Here is a 16269-nt window from a genome sequence, read left to right on the forward strand (position 1 = left end):
CGATAGCATGAACTGTTTACGTATTTTCGTTACAGAGGATTTTCACGACTTCATGACCGCCAGCAAATTGTCGGAACAGGTTATCGTCACGTCGGCACATAAACTGGCAAACGGACTTTTTGATGCGGATTTGTCCGGCAACGTTTACAAGAAGAGAATTGCGCCGACAGGGAGATCGAAATCAAGGTTTGGCCGGGCCATTGCTAAAGATTTGCTCAACTTCACAGAGCTGCAACTCGAAACAGAACTTCGGACTGGATTAATTAAAGAGGCGATGTCTAATGGCTGATGAACGTTTGCTAAAAATGCAGCGGATGGCTCAACGCTTCCATGACTCATCTGGCGTGGTTTCACAAACCACGATGCGCGATATTAACAAAATTGTTGATGAGGCCGTTCAGGAAGAGCGGCTGAGAGCCTTTGCCGAAAGTTCAGCTGAACATATTCGTGCGTTGCGTGAGAAAGAAAAAATCAGTCAGGGTGTGCTGGCCAGACTCATCAATATGTCGGCTAACAGTATTCAAAAATGGGAACGCAACGAAACGAAACCAACGGGTGCCGCCCTGCTTTTACTGCTATTAATCGAAGAAAAAGGGTTACAGATCATTTGCTAAAAGAAGCCACAGCTTATTGCTGTGGCTTGATTTTTATCCCTTTACATCGCTTTGGCTGGCCTGTTCCGGAGGAACAATCAACTTCGGTGCCAGCGTAAACATAAAGCGCGTACCGACCCCCACTTCACTCATGACTTCAAGTTTGGTGTGGTGATGGCTGAGCGCATGTTTGACGATCGCCAGCCCGAGTCCGCTGCCGCCGGTCTGCCGCGAGCGGGCCTTATCGACCCGGTAAAAACGTTCGGTCAGGCGCGGGAGGTGCTGCGGCGCAATGCCCGGTCCGTTATCACTGATCTGGAATTGCGCACCATGCGGCGTTTGCTGCCAGCTGACTTCAATCCGCGTCCCGGCAGGCGTGTGGTTGACGGCGTTATACACCAGATTCGATACCGCACTGCGCAACTGATCTTCATTACCAAAGACGTTCAGTTTGTCATTAATGCGAAACACCACCTCATGCCGGCCGTTGCTTAACGTTTGCACCTCACGTTCGAGCATACCGAGCATCACCGGAATATCGACTTTCTCATGCAAATCAATATTCGCTGAAGCTTCGATTTTCGACAGCGTCAGCAACTGCTTCACCAGCCCGTCCATTCGCCGCGTCTGTTCCTGCATGGTATCCAGTGCTTTGGTGCGGAAAGGTTCTTCCAGTTTGGCGTCTTCCATCATTTCCAGATATCCCTGCAATACGGTCAGCGGGGTTCTCAGCTCATGACTGACGTTAGCAAAGAAGTTACGCCGTGCACCTTCAAGCTGACGCATCTGTGTGACATCGCGTGCCACCATCAGCAGTTGCCCTTCTGAATAAGGCATAACGCGAAACTCGACGTAATGCTCATTATTGAGTTGCAGATTCAGCGCCCGGCTGAAATCGCGGGTCTGGATCCACAGCCGGAATTCCGGATAACGCAGCAGGTTGAAGATATGTTGCCCGTTATCTTCCGGCCAGCGGAAACCGAGCAGATCCTGCGCCAGCCCGTTACACCAGAAAATATTGCCTTCTTCCGTGGTCAGCACCACGGCATCGGGCAGCGATTCAGCACCGCTGCGAAAACGTTTGATCAACTGACCTAATTCGCGACGCCGACGCCGGTTGCGCATCTGCATCTGGTTAAGCCCGTAGAACAGCGGCTCCCAGCTCCAGCGGCCGTTCGGCGGCGTAATACTGCGGTCAAGCCACAGCCAGTGAGAGAGTTTGAGCTGGTTGTAATAATTCCAGCCCAGTGCCGCAACCAGCGACACAAACAGGAGCCAGCCGAAATGACCGACGAAAATACCGAGAATTAACGCTGGCAGACAAAAGAGAAAAAATTCGCCGGCCAATCGTTTCCATGACAAACGTTCTAGCACACAGATTCTCCGCTGTGAGGACTCAATAACGCGTTGAAAAACGGTATCCGGTACCACGAACAGTCTGGATCATTCTGTCATGTCCGCTGGTTTCCAACGCCTTACGCAAACGACGAATATGCACGTCTACGGTGCGATCTTCCACATAAACGTTAGTGCCCCAGACGTTATTGAGCAACTGTTCCCGGCTATAAACACGTTCAGAATGCGTCATAAAGAAGTGTAATAACTTAAATTCTGTCGGCCCCATATCAAGCGCCTGTTCGTTGGCCATCACCCGGTGAGACGAGGGATCCAGGCTTAAACCCTGCATGTCGATCACTTCTTCCACCGCCATTGGCGAGATGCGACGCATCACCGCTTTAATGCGGGCAACCAGCTCTTTCGGGGAAAACGGTTTGGTGATGTAATCATCGGCACCGACTTCGAGGCCACGCACCCGATCTTCTTCTTCACCGCGTGCGGTCAACATCATCACCGGAATTTCGCGGGTCAGCGCCTCACGTTTAAGATGCTTAATAAACTGAATACCGGAACCGCCAGGTAACATCCAGTCGAGCAGGATAAGTTCAGGGTAAGGTTCAACAAGCTGCCCAATCGCCGAATCAAAATCCTCAGCTTCTACGGCCTGATAGCCATTTTGTTCCAGTACAAAACACACCATTTCACGGATTGGAGCTTCGTCTTCAACCACCAATATACGTCTAGCCATCGTAGGTCCTGCCAATAGGTTAGCGATCTTTTATTTGATTGCGGGCGCCATTATGCGTCAGTTTTGTGACAGATTTATGAACGAAAAGAATGGTTCATTACAGTCAAATATGACAGATAATTAGCGGCCATCTTGCTGAAATTGGACTGATTTATCGGGGACATCTCCCCCCGCCGACGTTTATACTTTGCCCCATTGTCGTCATCCAGGGTTCATACAGGAGTCTCATGCGCCTGATCCACACGTCAGACTGGCATCTTGGCCAGTACTTTTTCACCAAAAGCCGTGCAGCCGAACATCAGGCATTTCTGCGCTGGCTGACCGGTCAGGTGCAGCAACATCAGGTCGACGCCGTGATTGTCGCGGGTGATATTTTCGATACCGGATCACCGCCCAGTTATGCCCGCGAATTGTATAACCGCTTCGTGGTGGAATTACAACAAACCGGCTGTCAGCTGGTGGTACTGGCTGGCAACCACGATTCCGTCGCAACACTTAATGAATCACGCGAGCTACTTTCCTGCCTGAATACGCGGGTGATTGCCACTGTCGGCGAAAATCTGTCTGAACAGATTTTGGTGCTCAGTCAGCGTGACGGAAAACCGGGCGCGGTACTGTGTGCCATCCCGTTTTTACGCCCGCGTGATCTGCTGGCCAGTCAGGCCGGTCAGTCCGGCAGCGACAAACAACTGGCATTGCAGGAAGCCATCGCCGCACATTATGACGCGCTCTGGCAGGCCGCGCAGGCCAGGCGTGATGAACTTGGCATACCGCTGCCCGTTATTGCAACCGGCCATCTGACCACCGTTGGCGTCAGTACTTCTGATTCCGTGCGTGACATCTATATAGGCACACTTGACGCCTTCCCCGCGCAGGCGTTCCCGCCGGTTGATTATGTGGCGCTTGGCCATATTCACCGCGCACAGTGCGTCGCAAAAACTCACCACATCCGTTACAGCGGTTCGCCAATTGCCCTGAGCTTTGACGAACTGAGCAAAGCCAAAAGTGTGTATCTGCTCGATTTCGACGGGGCAACGCTCAGTGCCATCGACACGCTGGAAATTCCTGTTTTCCAGCCCATGCAGATACTCAAAGGCTCGCTGGCGGAAATTGAAAAGCAACTGGCGCAGTTCGAAGGCGGCGATGCACAAAAACCCGTCTGGCTTGATATCGAAGTCGCCACGCAGGATTATCTCAGCGATATTCAGCGGCGTATTCAGGCGCTGACTGCGGATTTGCCGGTGGAAGTTGTCCTGTTGCGCCGCAGCAAAGAACAGCGCATCAGCAGCATTGAGCAGCAGGAAAAAGAGACCCTCAGTGAACTGAGCGTCAGCGACGTCTTTGAACGGCGGCTGGCGCTGGAGCCGGACCCTGATGCCCCCCGTCAGGCGCGGATGCGCACTCTTTTTGCTCAGGTTGTTGAGCAGGTCACGCACGGTCAGAATGCAGAGGACAGCGCACAATGAAAATTCTCAGCCTGCGTTTAAAAAACCTGAACTCGCTGGAAGGCGAATGGAAAATTGATTTCACTGCCGAGCCGTTCGCCAGCAACGGATTATTCGCGATCACCGGCCCGACCGGTGCAGGGAAAACCACCCTGCTTGATGCCATTTGTCTGGCGCTTTATCATCAGACGCCACGTCTGAACATCACACCAAGCCAGAACGAACTGATGACCCGCCACACCGCCGAATCGCTGGCTGAGGTGGAGTTTGAAGTTAAAGGCGTAGCTTACCGCGCATTCTGGAGCCAGCGTCGTGCTAAAAATTCGCCGGATGGCAACTTGCAGGCACCGAAAGTCGAGCTGGCGTTACTGGCCGGCGGCAAAATTCTGGCCGATAAAGTGCGCGACAAACTCGACGCCATCGCCACACTGACCGGGCTGGATTTCGGCCGTTTCACCAAATCCATGATGCTGTCTCAGGGGCAGTTCGCCGCGTTTCTGAATGCTGATGCCAACGACCGCGCCGAATTGCTGGAAGAACTGACCGGCACCGAAATTTACGGACGGCTGTCTCAGCGCGTCTTTGAGCAACATAAAGAAGCGCGCATCGTACTCGACGGTCTGCATCAGCGCATGTCCGGCATCGAACTGCTCAGCGAAGAACAACGCCAGACGCTGGAGGCACAGCATGCTGAACTGAACGCACAGGAAAACAGCCTCAGCCAACAGGCGCAGCAACGCCTGCGGGATCTGAACTGGCTGCAACAATGGCAACAGGTGCAGCAAAAACTTCAGCAATCTCAGCTGCAGCTGGCTGCCGCTGAGCAGGAAAATCTGGCCGCCGCGCCGCAGTTACAACAGCTGGCACGCAGTGAACCGGCGGAAAAACTGCGTCCGTTACTCAATGACCGTCAGCGTTGTCAGGAAGAGTCACAACGCCTTCAGCAGCATCTGACGCAACTGATACAGCAACAGGAACAGCAGATCGCGCAGATGGCGCCGCTGAACCAGGCAGCAGAACAGGCGCAAACTGCACGTCAGAAGCAGGCCGAAGAACAGCGCCGGATGCAAACGCTGATCGAAGAAAAAATCCTGCCGCTGGACGGTGAAATCGCTCAGTGGCACAAATCACTGGCAGAAACACAGCGGGCGGTCAGTGAATCGCAGAAACAGGCCGCTGACCAGAACACAACACTGCGGCAAATAACGGCAGAACGACAAAAACTGGATGAAGAAAACCGCCAGCATCAAACCCGGCAGACCGCACTGACCGAAGCCCTTAACGCCGCACAGCAGCGTCAGGCAGCTCTGGAAAAACAGCATCCGCTGGCAGCCTTACAGAAACGGCAAACAGAACTGATGCAACTCCGGCCGGTGCGACAACAGCTTTTTTCGCTCGCGCAACTTTTCCCGCAGCTTAACCAGCGCGTGCAGCAACAAAACCAAGATTTTGCGCAGTATCAGGTACAACTGGCTGAGGAAGAGCAGCGCCTGGATAAGATCCGCCTGCAATGTCAGACACAACTTGAACATCTCAACGACGTAAAAACGCTGCATAAACAGGAAATGCTGATCGTCAGCCTCGAAGCTGAACGCGCGAATTTGCAAAGCGGTAAAGCCTGCCCGTTGTGCGGCTCGACCTCGCATCCGGCGGTTGAACACTATCAGGAGATCAAACCTTCTGAAACCGCACAGCGCGTCGAGAAAATGCAGCTTGAATTCGATGCGGTAAAAGCCAGCGGTATCGAACTGGCGGCGAAGATCAAAAGCCTGAAAGAACAGCAAAGACGTCTGCAGATCCAGATGGAGCAGGATCAGCAGCAACTGAATGCGCAGACGGCAAACTGGCAACAGCTCAGCATGCCGCTGAATCTGACGTTTACCCTGCATGACAGCACTGACATCTCGCAATGGCTGACCGCCCGCGACGAAGAAGAGCAGCAGTCTCAGGCGCTGACCGGCCAGCACGAACAGCTGGCACGGGCACTTCAACAGGCGAAAGATGCCCTGACTGACGCCCTGAATCTCCAACAGAAAGTACAACAGCAAAGTGCATTGCTGACCGAACGCATTACGCGGCTGGTAGAAATAGAGGCGAAATCTCAGCAAGACCTTGTCCGGTTGCAAAAACAACAGGCCGAAGGTGAAAAAGCGCTTTCTGAGCTTCATGCCCGGCGCCTCGAACTGTTCGGCGAGCGCCAGGTGGCTCAGGTTCGCGAACACTTACATCAGCAACAGCAGGCGGCAGAAAAAGCGTTCAGTGATGCCCAGACCGCGCTGCATAAGGCGCAGGAACAACGCGACCAGCTTGCCGGTCAGCTGGCCAGTGCGCAAAAGCAACAATTACAGACCAGCGCACAACTGACGCAAACGGAACAGGTGTGGCAACAGGCGCTGAGCACCAGCGGGTTTGCCGATGAAGCCGCGGTGAAAGAAGCGCTGCTTGACGACGTGCTGCGCCAACAGCTGCAGCAACGCAAAGAACATCTGCAACAACAACTGGCACAGGCACAGGCATTACTGACTGACGCCAGAGATATGCTGGAAAAGCATCGTCTTGTCCGCCCTGCTCATCTGAGTGAATCTGACGGTGATCTTAATGCCCTGACCGTGCAGCAGACGGAACTGGCTCAACAACTGAAAGCGTTACAACAACGTCTGGGCGAAGTGAAGAACCAACTGGAAAGCGACAAGCAGCGCCACAGCGGACAACAGGCGCTGATTGCTCAGATAGCGCAGGCACAGCTGACCTGTGATGACTGGGGTTATCTCAATCAGATGATTGGGTCCAGTGACGGGGCGAAATTCCGTAAATTCGCGCAGGGACTGACCCTCGATCATCTGGTTTATCTGGCGAACCGCCAGCTGGAAAAACTGCACGGGCGCTATCTGTTACAGCGCAAAACCAGCGATGCGCTGGAGTTGCAGGTGGTCGATACCTGGCAGGCCGATGCGCTACGTGACACCCGCACATTATCCGGCGGCGAAAGCTTCCTAGTCAGCCTGGCGCTGGCGCTGGCGCTCTCCGATCTGGTCAGCGACAAAACCCGCATCGACTCTCTGTTCCTTGATGAAGGTTTCGGCACGCTTGACGCCGACACGCTGGATACGGCACTGGATGCCCTCGACAGCCTTAACGCCTCGGGTAAAACCATCGGCGTGATCAGCCATGTCGAAGCAATGAAAGATCGCATTCCGGTACAAATCAAAGTCACCAAAGTGAATGGTCTGGGTATCAGCCGTTTAAGCAGTGAATTTAAAGTCTGACCGCGATCTTTTGCGGGGCATGTCGCTAAAAATATTGCTAGCGATATGCCCTGCCGTGGATCCTGATTGTGAGCAGGCGCCCAAAAATCGCACCAGCGCAGTGCGTATCCCTTTGTCAACCTGCTGAATTTAGGCCGCTTCCCGCCCGTTAACAAACTGGCATGCCCTGTGCTTAACGTTATGTATACAAGTTGCAGTACAAGTTGCAATGTATCCATAACCGCTAAGGGAACCGCCCATGAAAAACATCAAACCAGAATGCCGTCCGGTCGATAAAAAACGCCGCCAGCTGATGCAATGGCTTGCCATTACCGGTGGCGTTTCAACCCTGGGTGGCATGATCCCGACGTCGGTTTTTGCAGCCGGCGACGATGAAATCCGTATTGGCTACTGGCCGATTGTCGGCGGTTTACCCTTGTACGTGGCACTTGAACAGGGCTTTTTTAAAGAGGCCGGGCTGAATGTGAAAGGGGTGAAATTCGCCAGCGCACAACAAATTGTTGAAGGGATGATCACCGGCAGGATCCACGGCTGCGCAAATGGTACCGCAACCGGCGCGCTGGGACTGGGGGCCATTACCTCACCGGGTCTGTTTAAAATTATCTGTTCTAATCCGTCAAACCACACGCTGGTGTTAGATGAGTTTCTGGTACCACTGAACAGCCCGGCCAAGGCTATCAGTGATCTGAAAGGCAAGAAAATTGCCTGCGGCCCGGGGATCCAGAACGTCACTATGGCGAAAATTATTCTGGAGAAAAATGGCTTCACTAACCCGTCGGTGATCGAACTGCCGGTGGGGCAACACGCACCTGCCCTGGCCGCCGGGCAAATTGACGGTGTATACACGCTCGAACCGACCGGCACCGTGGGGCGGATGAAAAATCTTTCCCGCACCCTGGAAACCGGCGTGATTTCTAAATATGTGCTCGGCAACGCCGACGCACCGTGGTTTGGCGGTGCCGCAGCACTCAACGCCAGCTTTATTGCCAGCAAGCCTGAAGAAACCCAAAAGTTTATTGCCGCTTATCAGAAAGCGGTGGAATTCATTGCGGCTCACCCTGACAAAGCGCGCGAAAATGTCGCCGGTTACACCAGCATTGAACCGGCGCTGGTGAAGGAAGTGCCGCTGCCGGGCTTTGTGATGTATTCCGGTTTAAAAGGCGACAACCTGCAATGGTTCCAGAAGTTTTATGATGTCTTTACAGAAAGGAAAATCTTCAGCAAGCCGGTGGATGTCGCTTCACTGATTTATCAGGGATGAGGGGAAACAGAATGACTTCACGCTGGTCTTCAAGATTACTGCCGCTGATCGGCCCGGTACTGCTGTTTTTATTCTGGCAACTGGCCGTCAGTGCGAAATGGCTCAATCCGGTGCTTCTGCCCTCACCCGTCGAGACACTTGGCTATATGTTCCGGTCATTTTCCGATGCGTCCATGCGCACCGATATCGGCGCCACACTCTACCGGACGCTGGTTTCCTTCGCCTTTGCCGCGGTCATTGGTGTGCCGCTGGGGGTCATGCTGGGCAGCAATGAAAAAGTTTACCGCAGCCTGGAGTTTCTGATCGACTTCTTCCGTTCAACGCCATCCTCAGCGCTTATCCCGCTGTTTATGTTGATTTTCGGTATTACGGATGCCAACAAAATCGCCATCGCCGCCTTTGCTGCCGTGCTGGTCATCCTGTTCAACAGTGCATACGGCGTGATGAATGCCAAGAAAACCCGCCTGATGGCCGCCAAAGTGATGGGTATTTCCCGCTGGCATATTTTCAAAGACATCATGCTGATGGAAAGCCTGGCACAAACCTTTGTCGGACTGCGCACCGGCGTGTCGATTGCGCTGGTGATCGTGATTGTCGCCGAAATGTTTATCGGTTCAGAAACCGGCCTCGGTCATCGGATCATTGATGCCCAGCAGGTTTTCAATATCAAAGATATGTACGCCTCGATCCTGATCACTGGTGCGCTGGGCTATCTGCTGAATCTGGCTTTTTTACTGATCGAGAAAAAAACTGTGCACTGGAGTAGCAAAGCATGACGCAACCTCTCTCGCTGAACCCTGACTACCAAGGCCCGAAGCTGCCTCAATACGCCACGCGCCCCGACACGCATGTGACAATCCGCGGGCTGAGCAAAGCCTTTGCCGGGCAACCGCTTTACACCGATCTCAATCTGGATCTGCCGCGCAGCAAAATTGTGTCGATCTTCGGCCCGAATGGCTGTGGAAAATCGACCTTAATGAATATGATCGCCGGGCTGATCCCGGTCGATAAGGGCGATATTTTATTTGACGGCAAAACGCTGGCACAAACCACCATCGGCTACGTATTTCAGAACTACCGCGATGCGCTGTTTCCGTGGATGAGCGCGCGCGCCAACATCGCCTATCCACTGGTCCGCCATGGCATGAGCAAAGCCGATGTGAATGCACGGGTTGAGGAGCTGACGCAGATGTTTGATATCCGCTTTGACCTGAAACGCTATCCGTATGAGCTTTCCGGCGGCCAGCAGCAAACGGTATGTATCATGCGGGCGCTGGCGACGCGTCCGGAAGTGATGTTCCTCGACGAACCTTTCTCGGCGCTGGATTTCGAGATGACGCTGTTTATCCGCGATAAATTGCAGGAAGTGCAACTGGCGACTGGCGTCACGATGCTGATTGTGTCACATGATCTGGAAGATGCGGTGTTCCTGGCGGATGAGATTTTACTGCTGACGCGGCGACCGACGCAGATTGCGGAAATCGTACCGTTCGACCTGCCGCGCCCGCGTGGATCGGAAATCATGAGCCATCCGGAATTTATCCGCGTCAAGGCACATACTCTGGAAGTCTTTAAGCGCGAAATGGCGCTCTGAAGGGCAACGGCGGTAAGTCACAGGGGCGCGATTTTTTTTCCTGTGACTTACTAATGATTATTTCTGGTGCTTACAACGCAAAGCGCGATTGCGGCCATAGCCAGGCCGCACCGCGCACACCGCTCGAATCACCATGAACGGCTTTGAGGATCGGCGTTTCACATTCTCCGCCAAACACCCATTGTTTAATCAACAGCGGCACCGTCTGATACAAACGATCCACATTACTCATGCCTCCCCCGAAGACAATCACGTCCGGATCGAGGATATTTACTACGTTCGCCAGCGCCTTAGCCAGACGGCGTTCATAGCGTCCGAGCGCCAGTTCTGCGGTTTCATCCCCCTGTTCCACCCGCGCAATAATCTCAGCGCCTTTCAGCCGCTGACCGGACAAACGGAAGTAGTCTTCTGCAAAACCGGTGCCGGAAACAAAGGTTTCGACGCAGCCTGATTTCCCGCAATAGCACGGTACCTCACGGGCAAACTGAATTTCTTCATCATCCTGCCACGGCAGCGGGTTATGTCCCCATTCCCCGGCATTGCCATTACCGCCCGCATGCGCCGCGCCGTGAAGCGCCACACCGGAACCACAGCCGGTGCCGATAATCACCGCAAATACGGTCTGACGGCCCGCCCCTGCGCCGTCAGTGGCTTCTGACACCGCCAGGCAATTCGCATCATTGGCAATATGCACTTCGCGTTTTAACAGCAGGGCCAGATCCTCATCCAGCTGTTGTCCGTTCAGCCAGACCGAATTGGAATTTTTCACCTTACCGGTAAAAGGCGACAGAGTGCCGGGGATCCCCAGCCCTACGCTGCCGCGCTGGCCTGTGGCTTTTTCAGCGTCCAGCACCAGTCCTTCGATCGCTTTGAGCGTGCGCTCGTAGTCATTTCTCGGAGTATCGACCCGTTTACGGAACCGTTCTTTACCTTCATCAGATAACGCAATGACTTCTATTTTTGTGCCGCCTAAATCAATGCCAATTCGCACGTGGTGTTCTCCTTTTACACTTTGCCAGGGTCAGTTTTTTTGAGTTTATTCAGTTTAGAAGCCAGACGCGACTGTCACCAGAATAAGCTGTTATGCAATGTTACAGGGTGCGGCGATTTCTTAACGACGACTGACGCTCAATTGGTTATCATGCCGCCCTGCATTCATTTATTCAGCGTACCACGAGTGCGCCGGGACAGGGATAACGCCATGTTATGGTTTAAGAATTTGTTGGTTTACCGTTTGAGCCGTGAAGTTTCGTTATCTGCTGACGAAATGGAAAAACAGCTCAGTGCTTTCACCTTTACTCCGTGCGGTAGCCAGGACATGGCGAAAACCGGCTGGGTCTCACCGATGGGTTCTCACGGTGGCGACGCGCTGACGCATGTCAACGGCGGTCAGATCCTGATCTGCGCCCGTAAAGAAGAGAAAATCCTGCCTTCTCCGGTGATCAAACAGGAACTCCAGGCCAAGATTGAACAGCTCGAAGGTGAACAACACCGTAAGCTGAAGAAGACTGAAAAAGATTCTCTGAAAGATGAAGTACTGCACAGTCTGATGCCGCGCGCCTTCAGCCGTTTCAGCCAGACATTCATGTGGATCGACACCGTTAACGGCCTGATCATGGTTGATGCCGCCAGTGCCAAGAAAGCGGAAGACATGCTGGCGCTGCTGCGTAAAAGCCTCGGTTCGCTGCCGGTGGTACCGCTGACCATGGAGAGTCCGATCCAACTGACGCTGACCGAATGGGTGCGTTCAGGGGATACCCCGGCCGGTTTCGCATTGCAGGATGAAGCCGAACTCAAAGCGATTCTGGAAGACGGCGGTGTGATCCGCTGTAAGAAGCAGGCGCTGGTCAGCGACGAAATTGCCACACATATCGAGAATGGCAAACTGGTGACCAAACTGGCCGTTGACTGGCAGGAACGCATTGCGCTGATGCTGGCGGACGACGGCAGTATTAAACGCCTGAAATTCAGCGATGTCATTCGTGATCAAAACGAAGATATTGACCGCGAAGATTTCGCCGGCCGTTTCGATGCCGATTTCGTGCTGATGACCGGTGAACTGGCAGCGCTGATCCAGAACCTGATCGAAGCGTTAGGCGGCGAAGCTCAGCGATAATTTTCTCAGTCTGCAAAAATCAGTCCGCAAAAATAAGAAAAGGCGCTCATTGGCGCCTTTCTTGTTTCGACTGTGTCTGAATAACTATTTCGTTAAATACTTACAGAGATACGATGTGGTTTCGCCGACCTGTAAGTTGAATTCACTTTTACCCGGAATGTAGAAGGTTTCGCCTGGCTTAAAGACCTGCCAGTCCGGAGAACCTGGGATCAGCACTTTCAGAGAGCCGCTGATTACGGTCATTTCTTCCGGCTTTGCGGTGCCGAAAGTATATTCACCGACGGCCATCACGCCAACACTGGCTGAACCCGTACTTTCGCTGTCAAAACCAATCGACTTCACTTTCCCGTCAAAATACTCATTATTTTTCAACATAGATTGGCCCTTTGCGATAAATTTCAGAGCCTTCATATTAGGGGCAGAAAGCCTCTTCTGTCACTGATTATTACGGCTTTATCCGCACGAAACGACACCGCACGCAAAGCGGTAGCGCTGATTTGATTTTACCGTCGCACAGTGCCATTGTGGGTAGCTGTTTGCCCGTCAGTCATCCCCTCAAACCACCAGTTCCGCAGCCAGTTTTGCCATCAGTACATTCGATAACAACACCGGAATATTCAGATGCTTTTTCAGCACATCAACGTGATGGCGATTAAAGCCGATGCAATCGAGCACCACGACTTCCGCTCCCTGTTCAGCCAGGCACATCGCGGCTTCCTTCAGTTCCTGGTCGTCAGAAAGATACGGACTGGCAACCGCAAAACAGGGGGCTTTGGCTAATTTGCGCCATTTGCCCGCCTGTTCAACCACCTGTGATTCAACCGGCACAACAATGCCCGCACGGTGCTGCCCGACCATTGAACCGATCAGAGGGGGAATAATGCGGTCAGGCTCCAGCAACAGCGCATTGTTAGCCTGCAGATGATGAAACTGGCCGGTACAAAGCAGCAGAATGGTCATGCAACCCAGGGCTTCCATGACGTCGATCTTTTCCTGTAATCCGCGCTCTACACGGTGTGCCGCCATCGTGACCTGCGAACCATCCAGCAGGCGGGTGACCAGTACCGCCTCACCCTCAACAGCGGCATAACGCTGTTCTATTTGCTCCGTGCTTAACCCGTCGAGTAAACCCACATGGGTGACTGACCCGGCCGGCAGATGTGCCATCAACAGCGGCATAATGTCGCTGCGTGGCGCCTGTCCGATTGTTAACGTCGCAAAAGGTGTCATCATCGTATTACTTCCGGTTTTGCAGGTGACGCAAGCTTCCGTACAGCGACAACAGGAGTTGATATTCATCGGCATCAAAGAACTGACAGGTGCCGCGGCCGAACTCTTTCGCAACTTCAACGGCAAACTTTGCCGCCAGCGCGATATCCACTTCATGACTTGCCCCGGTGCCACAACCCGGTACAACCGATTCCGCCGTAATAGCCACACCGACCACCGGTACGGTAGTCGCCGTTGACGGTTGCAGAATGCTGTTCAGATGGTGCACACCGTTGCCGTAAGGCGTAATGTCCTGCGTGGTAATCGGGAAAGTGACCGCTGGTTTGCCACTGGTCATTTCCATGATGCGCAGCAAATCTTCGGAAACACGCAGGATGTACCCCTCTTTCACCGTCGGCGAAATCGCGTATCCCTTGTGACTGATAATGCGGTTGCCTTTGGTGGTGTCGATGGACAGGATGGCGTCAACGCCGTCAACCACTTCATTATCATTCATGGTCACGTCATCAATCGGCGAATCCATGAAATCGACCGGATCATGCGGGCGGGTCGGTGCGTTCGGGCAAATATGGGTGGTAACAATCACATCGCCTTCGAGTACGTCCCCCTTGCGCTGCATGTCAGCAAGCTTGAGCGCGCTGGTGACCGCGGCAATCGCACCATCACCATCAGAAACCAGACCGATACGCGTCGGACGTGCACCAATCCCGCCCAGGCGGCCGATAATCCCCAGCGTTGGCGCTGTACCGCCACGGCTTTTTCCCTGGCTGCCTGGTATGGTGATACGCACAAAATCAGTGCCACCTTTCGGGCCGTCAGCGCGGTGTGTGCTGGCGGTGATCTCAGGATAGCGGGCAAATAAGTCCACAATGTCCTGACCACTGACATGCGCACTGTCAATCAGTTCGAATACCGTTAGTGTCTGCTGCAAACTCATCACAAAGCCCTCTTAAAACATCGCGACCGGCGTATATCACGCAGTAGCCAAACGGTCGCGGGCGCTGTTCATCGGGGAACAGTCAGGTGTTTAATACTGGCTGAACATCAGCCCTGGTGTTGGTGCGGTACTCACTACTTTTTGGCACTGAAAATCGAGGTGAAGAAGCTGTAGAGTGCGTCACCGGCAATAAAACCCGCCGCCAGCACTTCCATTGGCGTACGCCCTTTTTCACCCCAGATGCGGATAATGATAATGCGCAATACGATGCCGCAGACCACGGCCCATCCGGCCATGACGCTGTTGATCAACAAACCGGTCGCCAGCAGCACGCCAAGCTGACGTTTCGGGCCGCCAATCAGCTGAATCAATGCGCCCGGAATTGCCCAGATCAGCAGACTGTGCGCAATGCCCGGCTGGGCTCCGGCCTGAATAGTTTTGGCATAAACCCGCGCAACCGGCGGCACTAAATCCTGGGCGAAATAACCGTAATGAGCGTACCACACCACCGGAATGGCGATGATAAATGCCAGCAGTGCGGCGAATAACTGGATCCGGCGGCCATAAAGTTCAGCCTGCAAATCTTTGCCATAACCGCGCAAAATGAATCCGGCTTTCAGGTCAAAGCCCATATCCGCAAATGCCGGACCCGTTGCGGCGGTAAAACCGGTCAGCACGCACAACGCCAGCGGCGGGAAGCCAATCAGAATGCCGATAATTAAGGTAATCAGCGCCACAGCAAAGGCAGGGAACCAGCCGGAGTGCATCGCGGCAATACCTACGATCAGCTCATGGAAGAAGGCGGCAAACGCAGCGTAAATCACGAACGCAATCAGCATGCCGACCGACATTTCACTGTACAACCCGCCCGCCAGCGCCAGCAGTGCGGCGATGGCGATATAACCGAATGCGCCCAGGCCGAGCGCTTTACGCACCTCTTTCGCCGGTTGAGTAAACGTGGCTTTGGCATCAGCGTTTTTAGCACGCACAACCTGAATCACCTGCAGCAGAGACACCAGCCCCGCGCCGACCATCATACCGTGCGGAATATACAAGGCGTTGAGATCCAATCCGGCAACCGGCTGCGCATACGCGCGGATCAGCAGGCCGATACCAAACATGCTAAGCGCCCAGATGTTGCCGATAAATGCCGTACCAAAAGCCGCCATCGGGATTTTCAGCATCGCGCCGCCCAGCCCGACAATTACGCCTGCAACCAGCAGCCAGGCCTGACGTCCGCCGTTATCACCGGCTTTGATCGCTTCAGCTGCGGCAACACCGGGTGGCCAGGCATTGCTGGCCGGGAACACTTTGGTGTCAAACAGCCGATAAAGCAGGTAGGCATCAAGTAACATCGCTGCAGCCACACCGGTAAACATCGGCATGATCAGTTGCGGCTGCCCCATGACATAAGGGATAGCGATCGGCATCAGCAAACTGTTTGCCGCACCAAAGGTTGCGGAGGAGATCACGGTTTGCGCCAGGTTCTGTGTGTGAACAGAACGGTAACGGTGAAAAGCCTGCATCGGAATGCGCGCCAGTAACATGGCAAACAGTGCGCCGATAATCGACGTATTTGGCGTAACACCCAACGTGGTAATCAGTTGAACACCGATGATTGCGCCTAAAACAGACAACAGAATCATTACGATGAGCGTGCCAATATCCTTTAGCGGATTCTCCTTATTATTCTTTGCAGATTGATCTGACATAAGGCCCCTGGTGTTGAGCAAGTATTTCA

The 16269-nt window shown here is 53.7% G+C and carries 15 protein-coding genes; 8 read left to right on the forward strand and 7 right to left on the reverse strand.

Going from position 1 to position 16269, the window contains the following annotated elements; all coding sequences use genetic code 11:
• Positions 1-7 precede the first annotated feature (7 nt).
• Both ETV65_RS10830 and ETV65_RS10835 read left to right on the forward strand, forming a co-directional pair.
• Entirely contained in the window at positions 8-289 is a 282-nt protein-coding gene (locus tag ETV65_RS10830; RefSeq protein ID WP_129952865.1) for a type II toxin-antitoxin system RelE/ParE family toxin, read from the forward strand.
• Positions 282-614, forward strand: coding sequence for a helix-turn-helix domain-containing protein (locus ETV65_RS10835; RefSeq protein ID WP_129952866.1), 333 nt, complete (start codon positions 282-284; stop codon positions 612-614). The genes ETV65_RS10830 and ETV65_RS10835 overlap by 8 nt, the downstream gene beginning before the upstream one ends.
• A 33-nt stretch (positions 615-647) precedes the next feature.
• On the opposite strand, the gene phoR is transcribed toward ETV65_RS10835, so the two are convergent.
• Both phoR and phoB read right to left on the reverse strand, forming a co-directional pair.
• Positions 648-1967 carry a phosphate regulon sensor histidine kinase PhoR gene (phoR, locus tag ETV65_RS10840; protein ID WP_129952867.1) on the reverse strand — a complete coding sequence of 440 codons (1320 nt, stop codon included), beginning with the start codon at positions 1965-1967 and terminating at the stop codon, positions 648-650.
• Positions 1968-1989: 22 nt separating this feature from the next.
• A complete protein-coding gene (phoB, locus tag ETV65_RS10845) occupies positions 1990-2679 on the reverse strand; it encodes a phosphate response regulator transcription factor PhoB (protein WP_013576682.1) in 690 nt (229 codons plus the stop codon).
• 227 nt (positions 2680-2906) lie between these two features.
• Between phoB and sbcD the strand changes: the two genes are divergently transcribed.
• The 5 genes from sbcD (at position 2907) to ETV65_RS10870 (ending at position 10245) form a co-directional block, all read left to right on the forward strand.
• The gene (gene sbcD, locus ETV65_RS10850) at positions 2907-4145 is read left to right on the forward strand and encodes an exonuclease subunit SbcD (protein WP_129952868.1); all 1239 of its coding nucleotides are present in this window, start codon (positions 2907-2909) and stop codon (positions 4143-4145) included.
• Positions 4142-7390 carry an exonuclease subunit SbcC gene (gene sbcC / locus ETV65_RS10855; RefSeq protein WP_129952869.1) on the forward strand — a complete coding sequence of 1083 codons (3249 nt, stop codon included), beginning with the start codon at positions 4142-4144 and terminating at the stop codon, positions 7388-7390. The genes sbcD and sbcC overlap by 4 nt, the downstream gene beginning before the upstream one ends.
• Positions 7391-7628: 238 nt before the next feature.
• The gene (locus ETV65_RS10860; protein WP_129952870.1) at positions 7629-8651 is read left to right on the forward strand and encodes an ABC transporter substrate-binding protein; all 1023 of its coding nucleotides are present in this window, start codon (positions 7629-7631) and stop codon (positions 8649-8651) included.
• Between the two features lie 11 nt (positions 8652-8662).
• Positions 8663-9427, forward strand: coding sequence for an ABC transporter permease (locus tag ETV65_RS10865; protein WP_129952871.1), 765 nt, complete (start codon positions 8663-8665; stop codon positions 9425-9427).
• A complete protein-coding gene (locus tag ETV65_RS10870) occupies positions 9424-10245 on the forward strand; it encodes an ABC transporter ATP-binding protein (protein ID WP_235173229.1) in 822 nt (273 codons plus the stop codon). Before ETV65_RS10865 ends, ETV65_RS10870 begins: the two co-directional genes overlap by 4 nt.
• Before the next feature lie 70 nt (positions 10246-10315).
• Here the strand turns inward: ETV65_RS10870 and mak are convergent, their stop codons facing one another.
• Positions 10316-11236 (reverse strand): fructokinase, encoded by a 921-nt coding sequence (mak, locus tag ETV65_RS10875; protein ID WP_129952872.1) that lies wholly within the window; start codon positions 11234-11236, stop codon positions 10316-10318.
• A 210-nt stretch (positions 11237-11446) separates the two neighbouring features.
• Here mak and rdgC point away from each other — a divergent pair, with 210 nt between their 5' ends.
• On the forward strand, positions 11447-12361 hold the full coding sequence (gene rdgC / locus ETV65_RS10880; RefSeq protein WP_129952873.1) for a recombination-associated protein RdgC: 915 nt from the start codon (positions 11447-11449) through the stop codon (positions 12359-12361).
• A gap of 84 nt (positions 12362-12445) precedes the next feature.
• Here rdgC and ppnP read toward each other — a convergent pair whose 3' ends face one another.
• The 4 genes from ppnP to ETV65_RS10900 all read right to left on the reverse strand — a co-directional run bounded on the left by ppnP (position 12446) and on the right by ETV65_RS10900 (position 16240).
• Complete coding sequence (gene ppnP, locus ETV65_RS10885; RefSeq protein WP_013576688.1) at positions 12446-12736, reverse strand: pyrimidine/purine nucleoside phosphorylase; 291 nt, start codon at positions 12734-12736, stop codon at positions 12446-12448.
• A gap of 180 nt (positions 12737-12916) precedes the next feature.
• Complete coding sequence (locus ETV65_RS10890) at positions 12917-13594, reverse strand: AroM family protein (protein ID WP_129952874.1); 678 nt, start codon at positions 13592-13594, stop codon at positions 12917-12919.
• A 4-nt stretch (positions 13595-13598) separates the two neighbouring features.
• Positions 13599-14528 (reverse strand): DUF1177 domain-containing protein, encoded by a 930-nt coding sequence (locus ETV65_RS10895; RefSeq protein WP_129952875.1) that lies wholly within the window; start codon positions 14526-14528, stop codon positions 13599-13601.
• Positions 14529-14662: 134 nt separating this feature from the next.
• Positions 14663-16240, reverse strand: a complete 1578-nt coding sequence (locus ETV65_RS10900) for an OPT/YSL family transporter (protein WP_129952876.1) — start codon at positions 16238-16240, stop codon at positions 14663-14665.
• Positions 16241-16269 lie beyond the last annotated feature (29 nt).

This window comes from Rahnella sp. RFA10(1/100), assembly GCF_004195115.1.
Lineage (GTDB): Bacteria > Pseudomonadota > Gammaproteobacteria > Enterobacterales > Enterobacteriaceae > Rahnella > Rahnella perminowiae.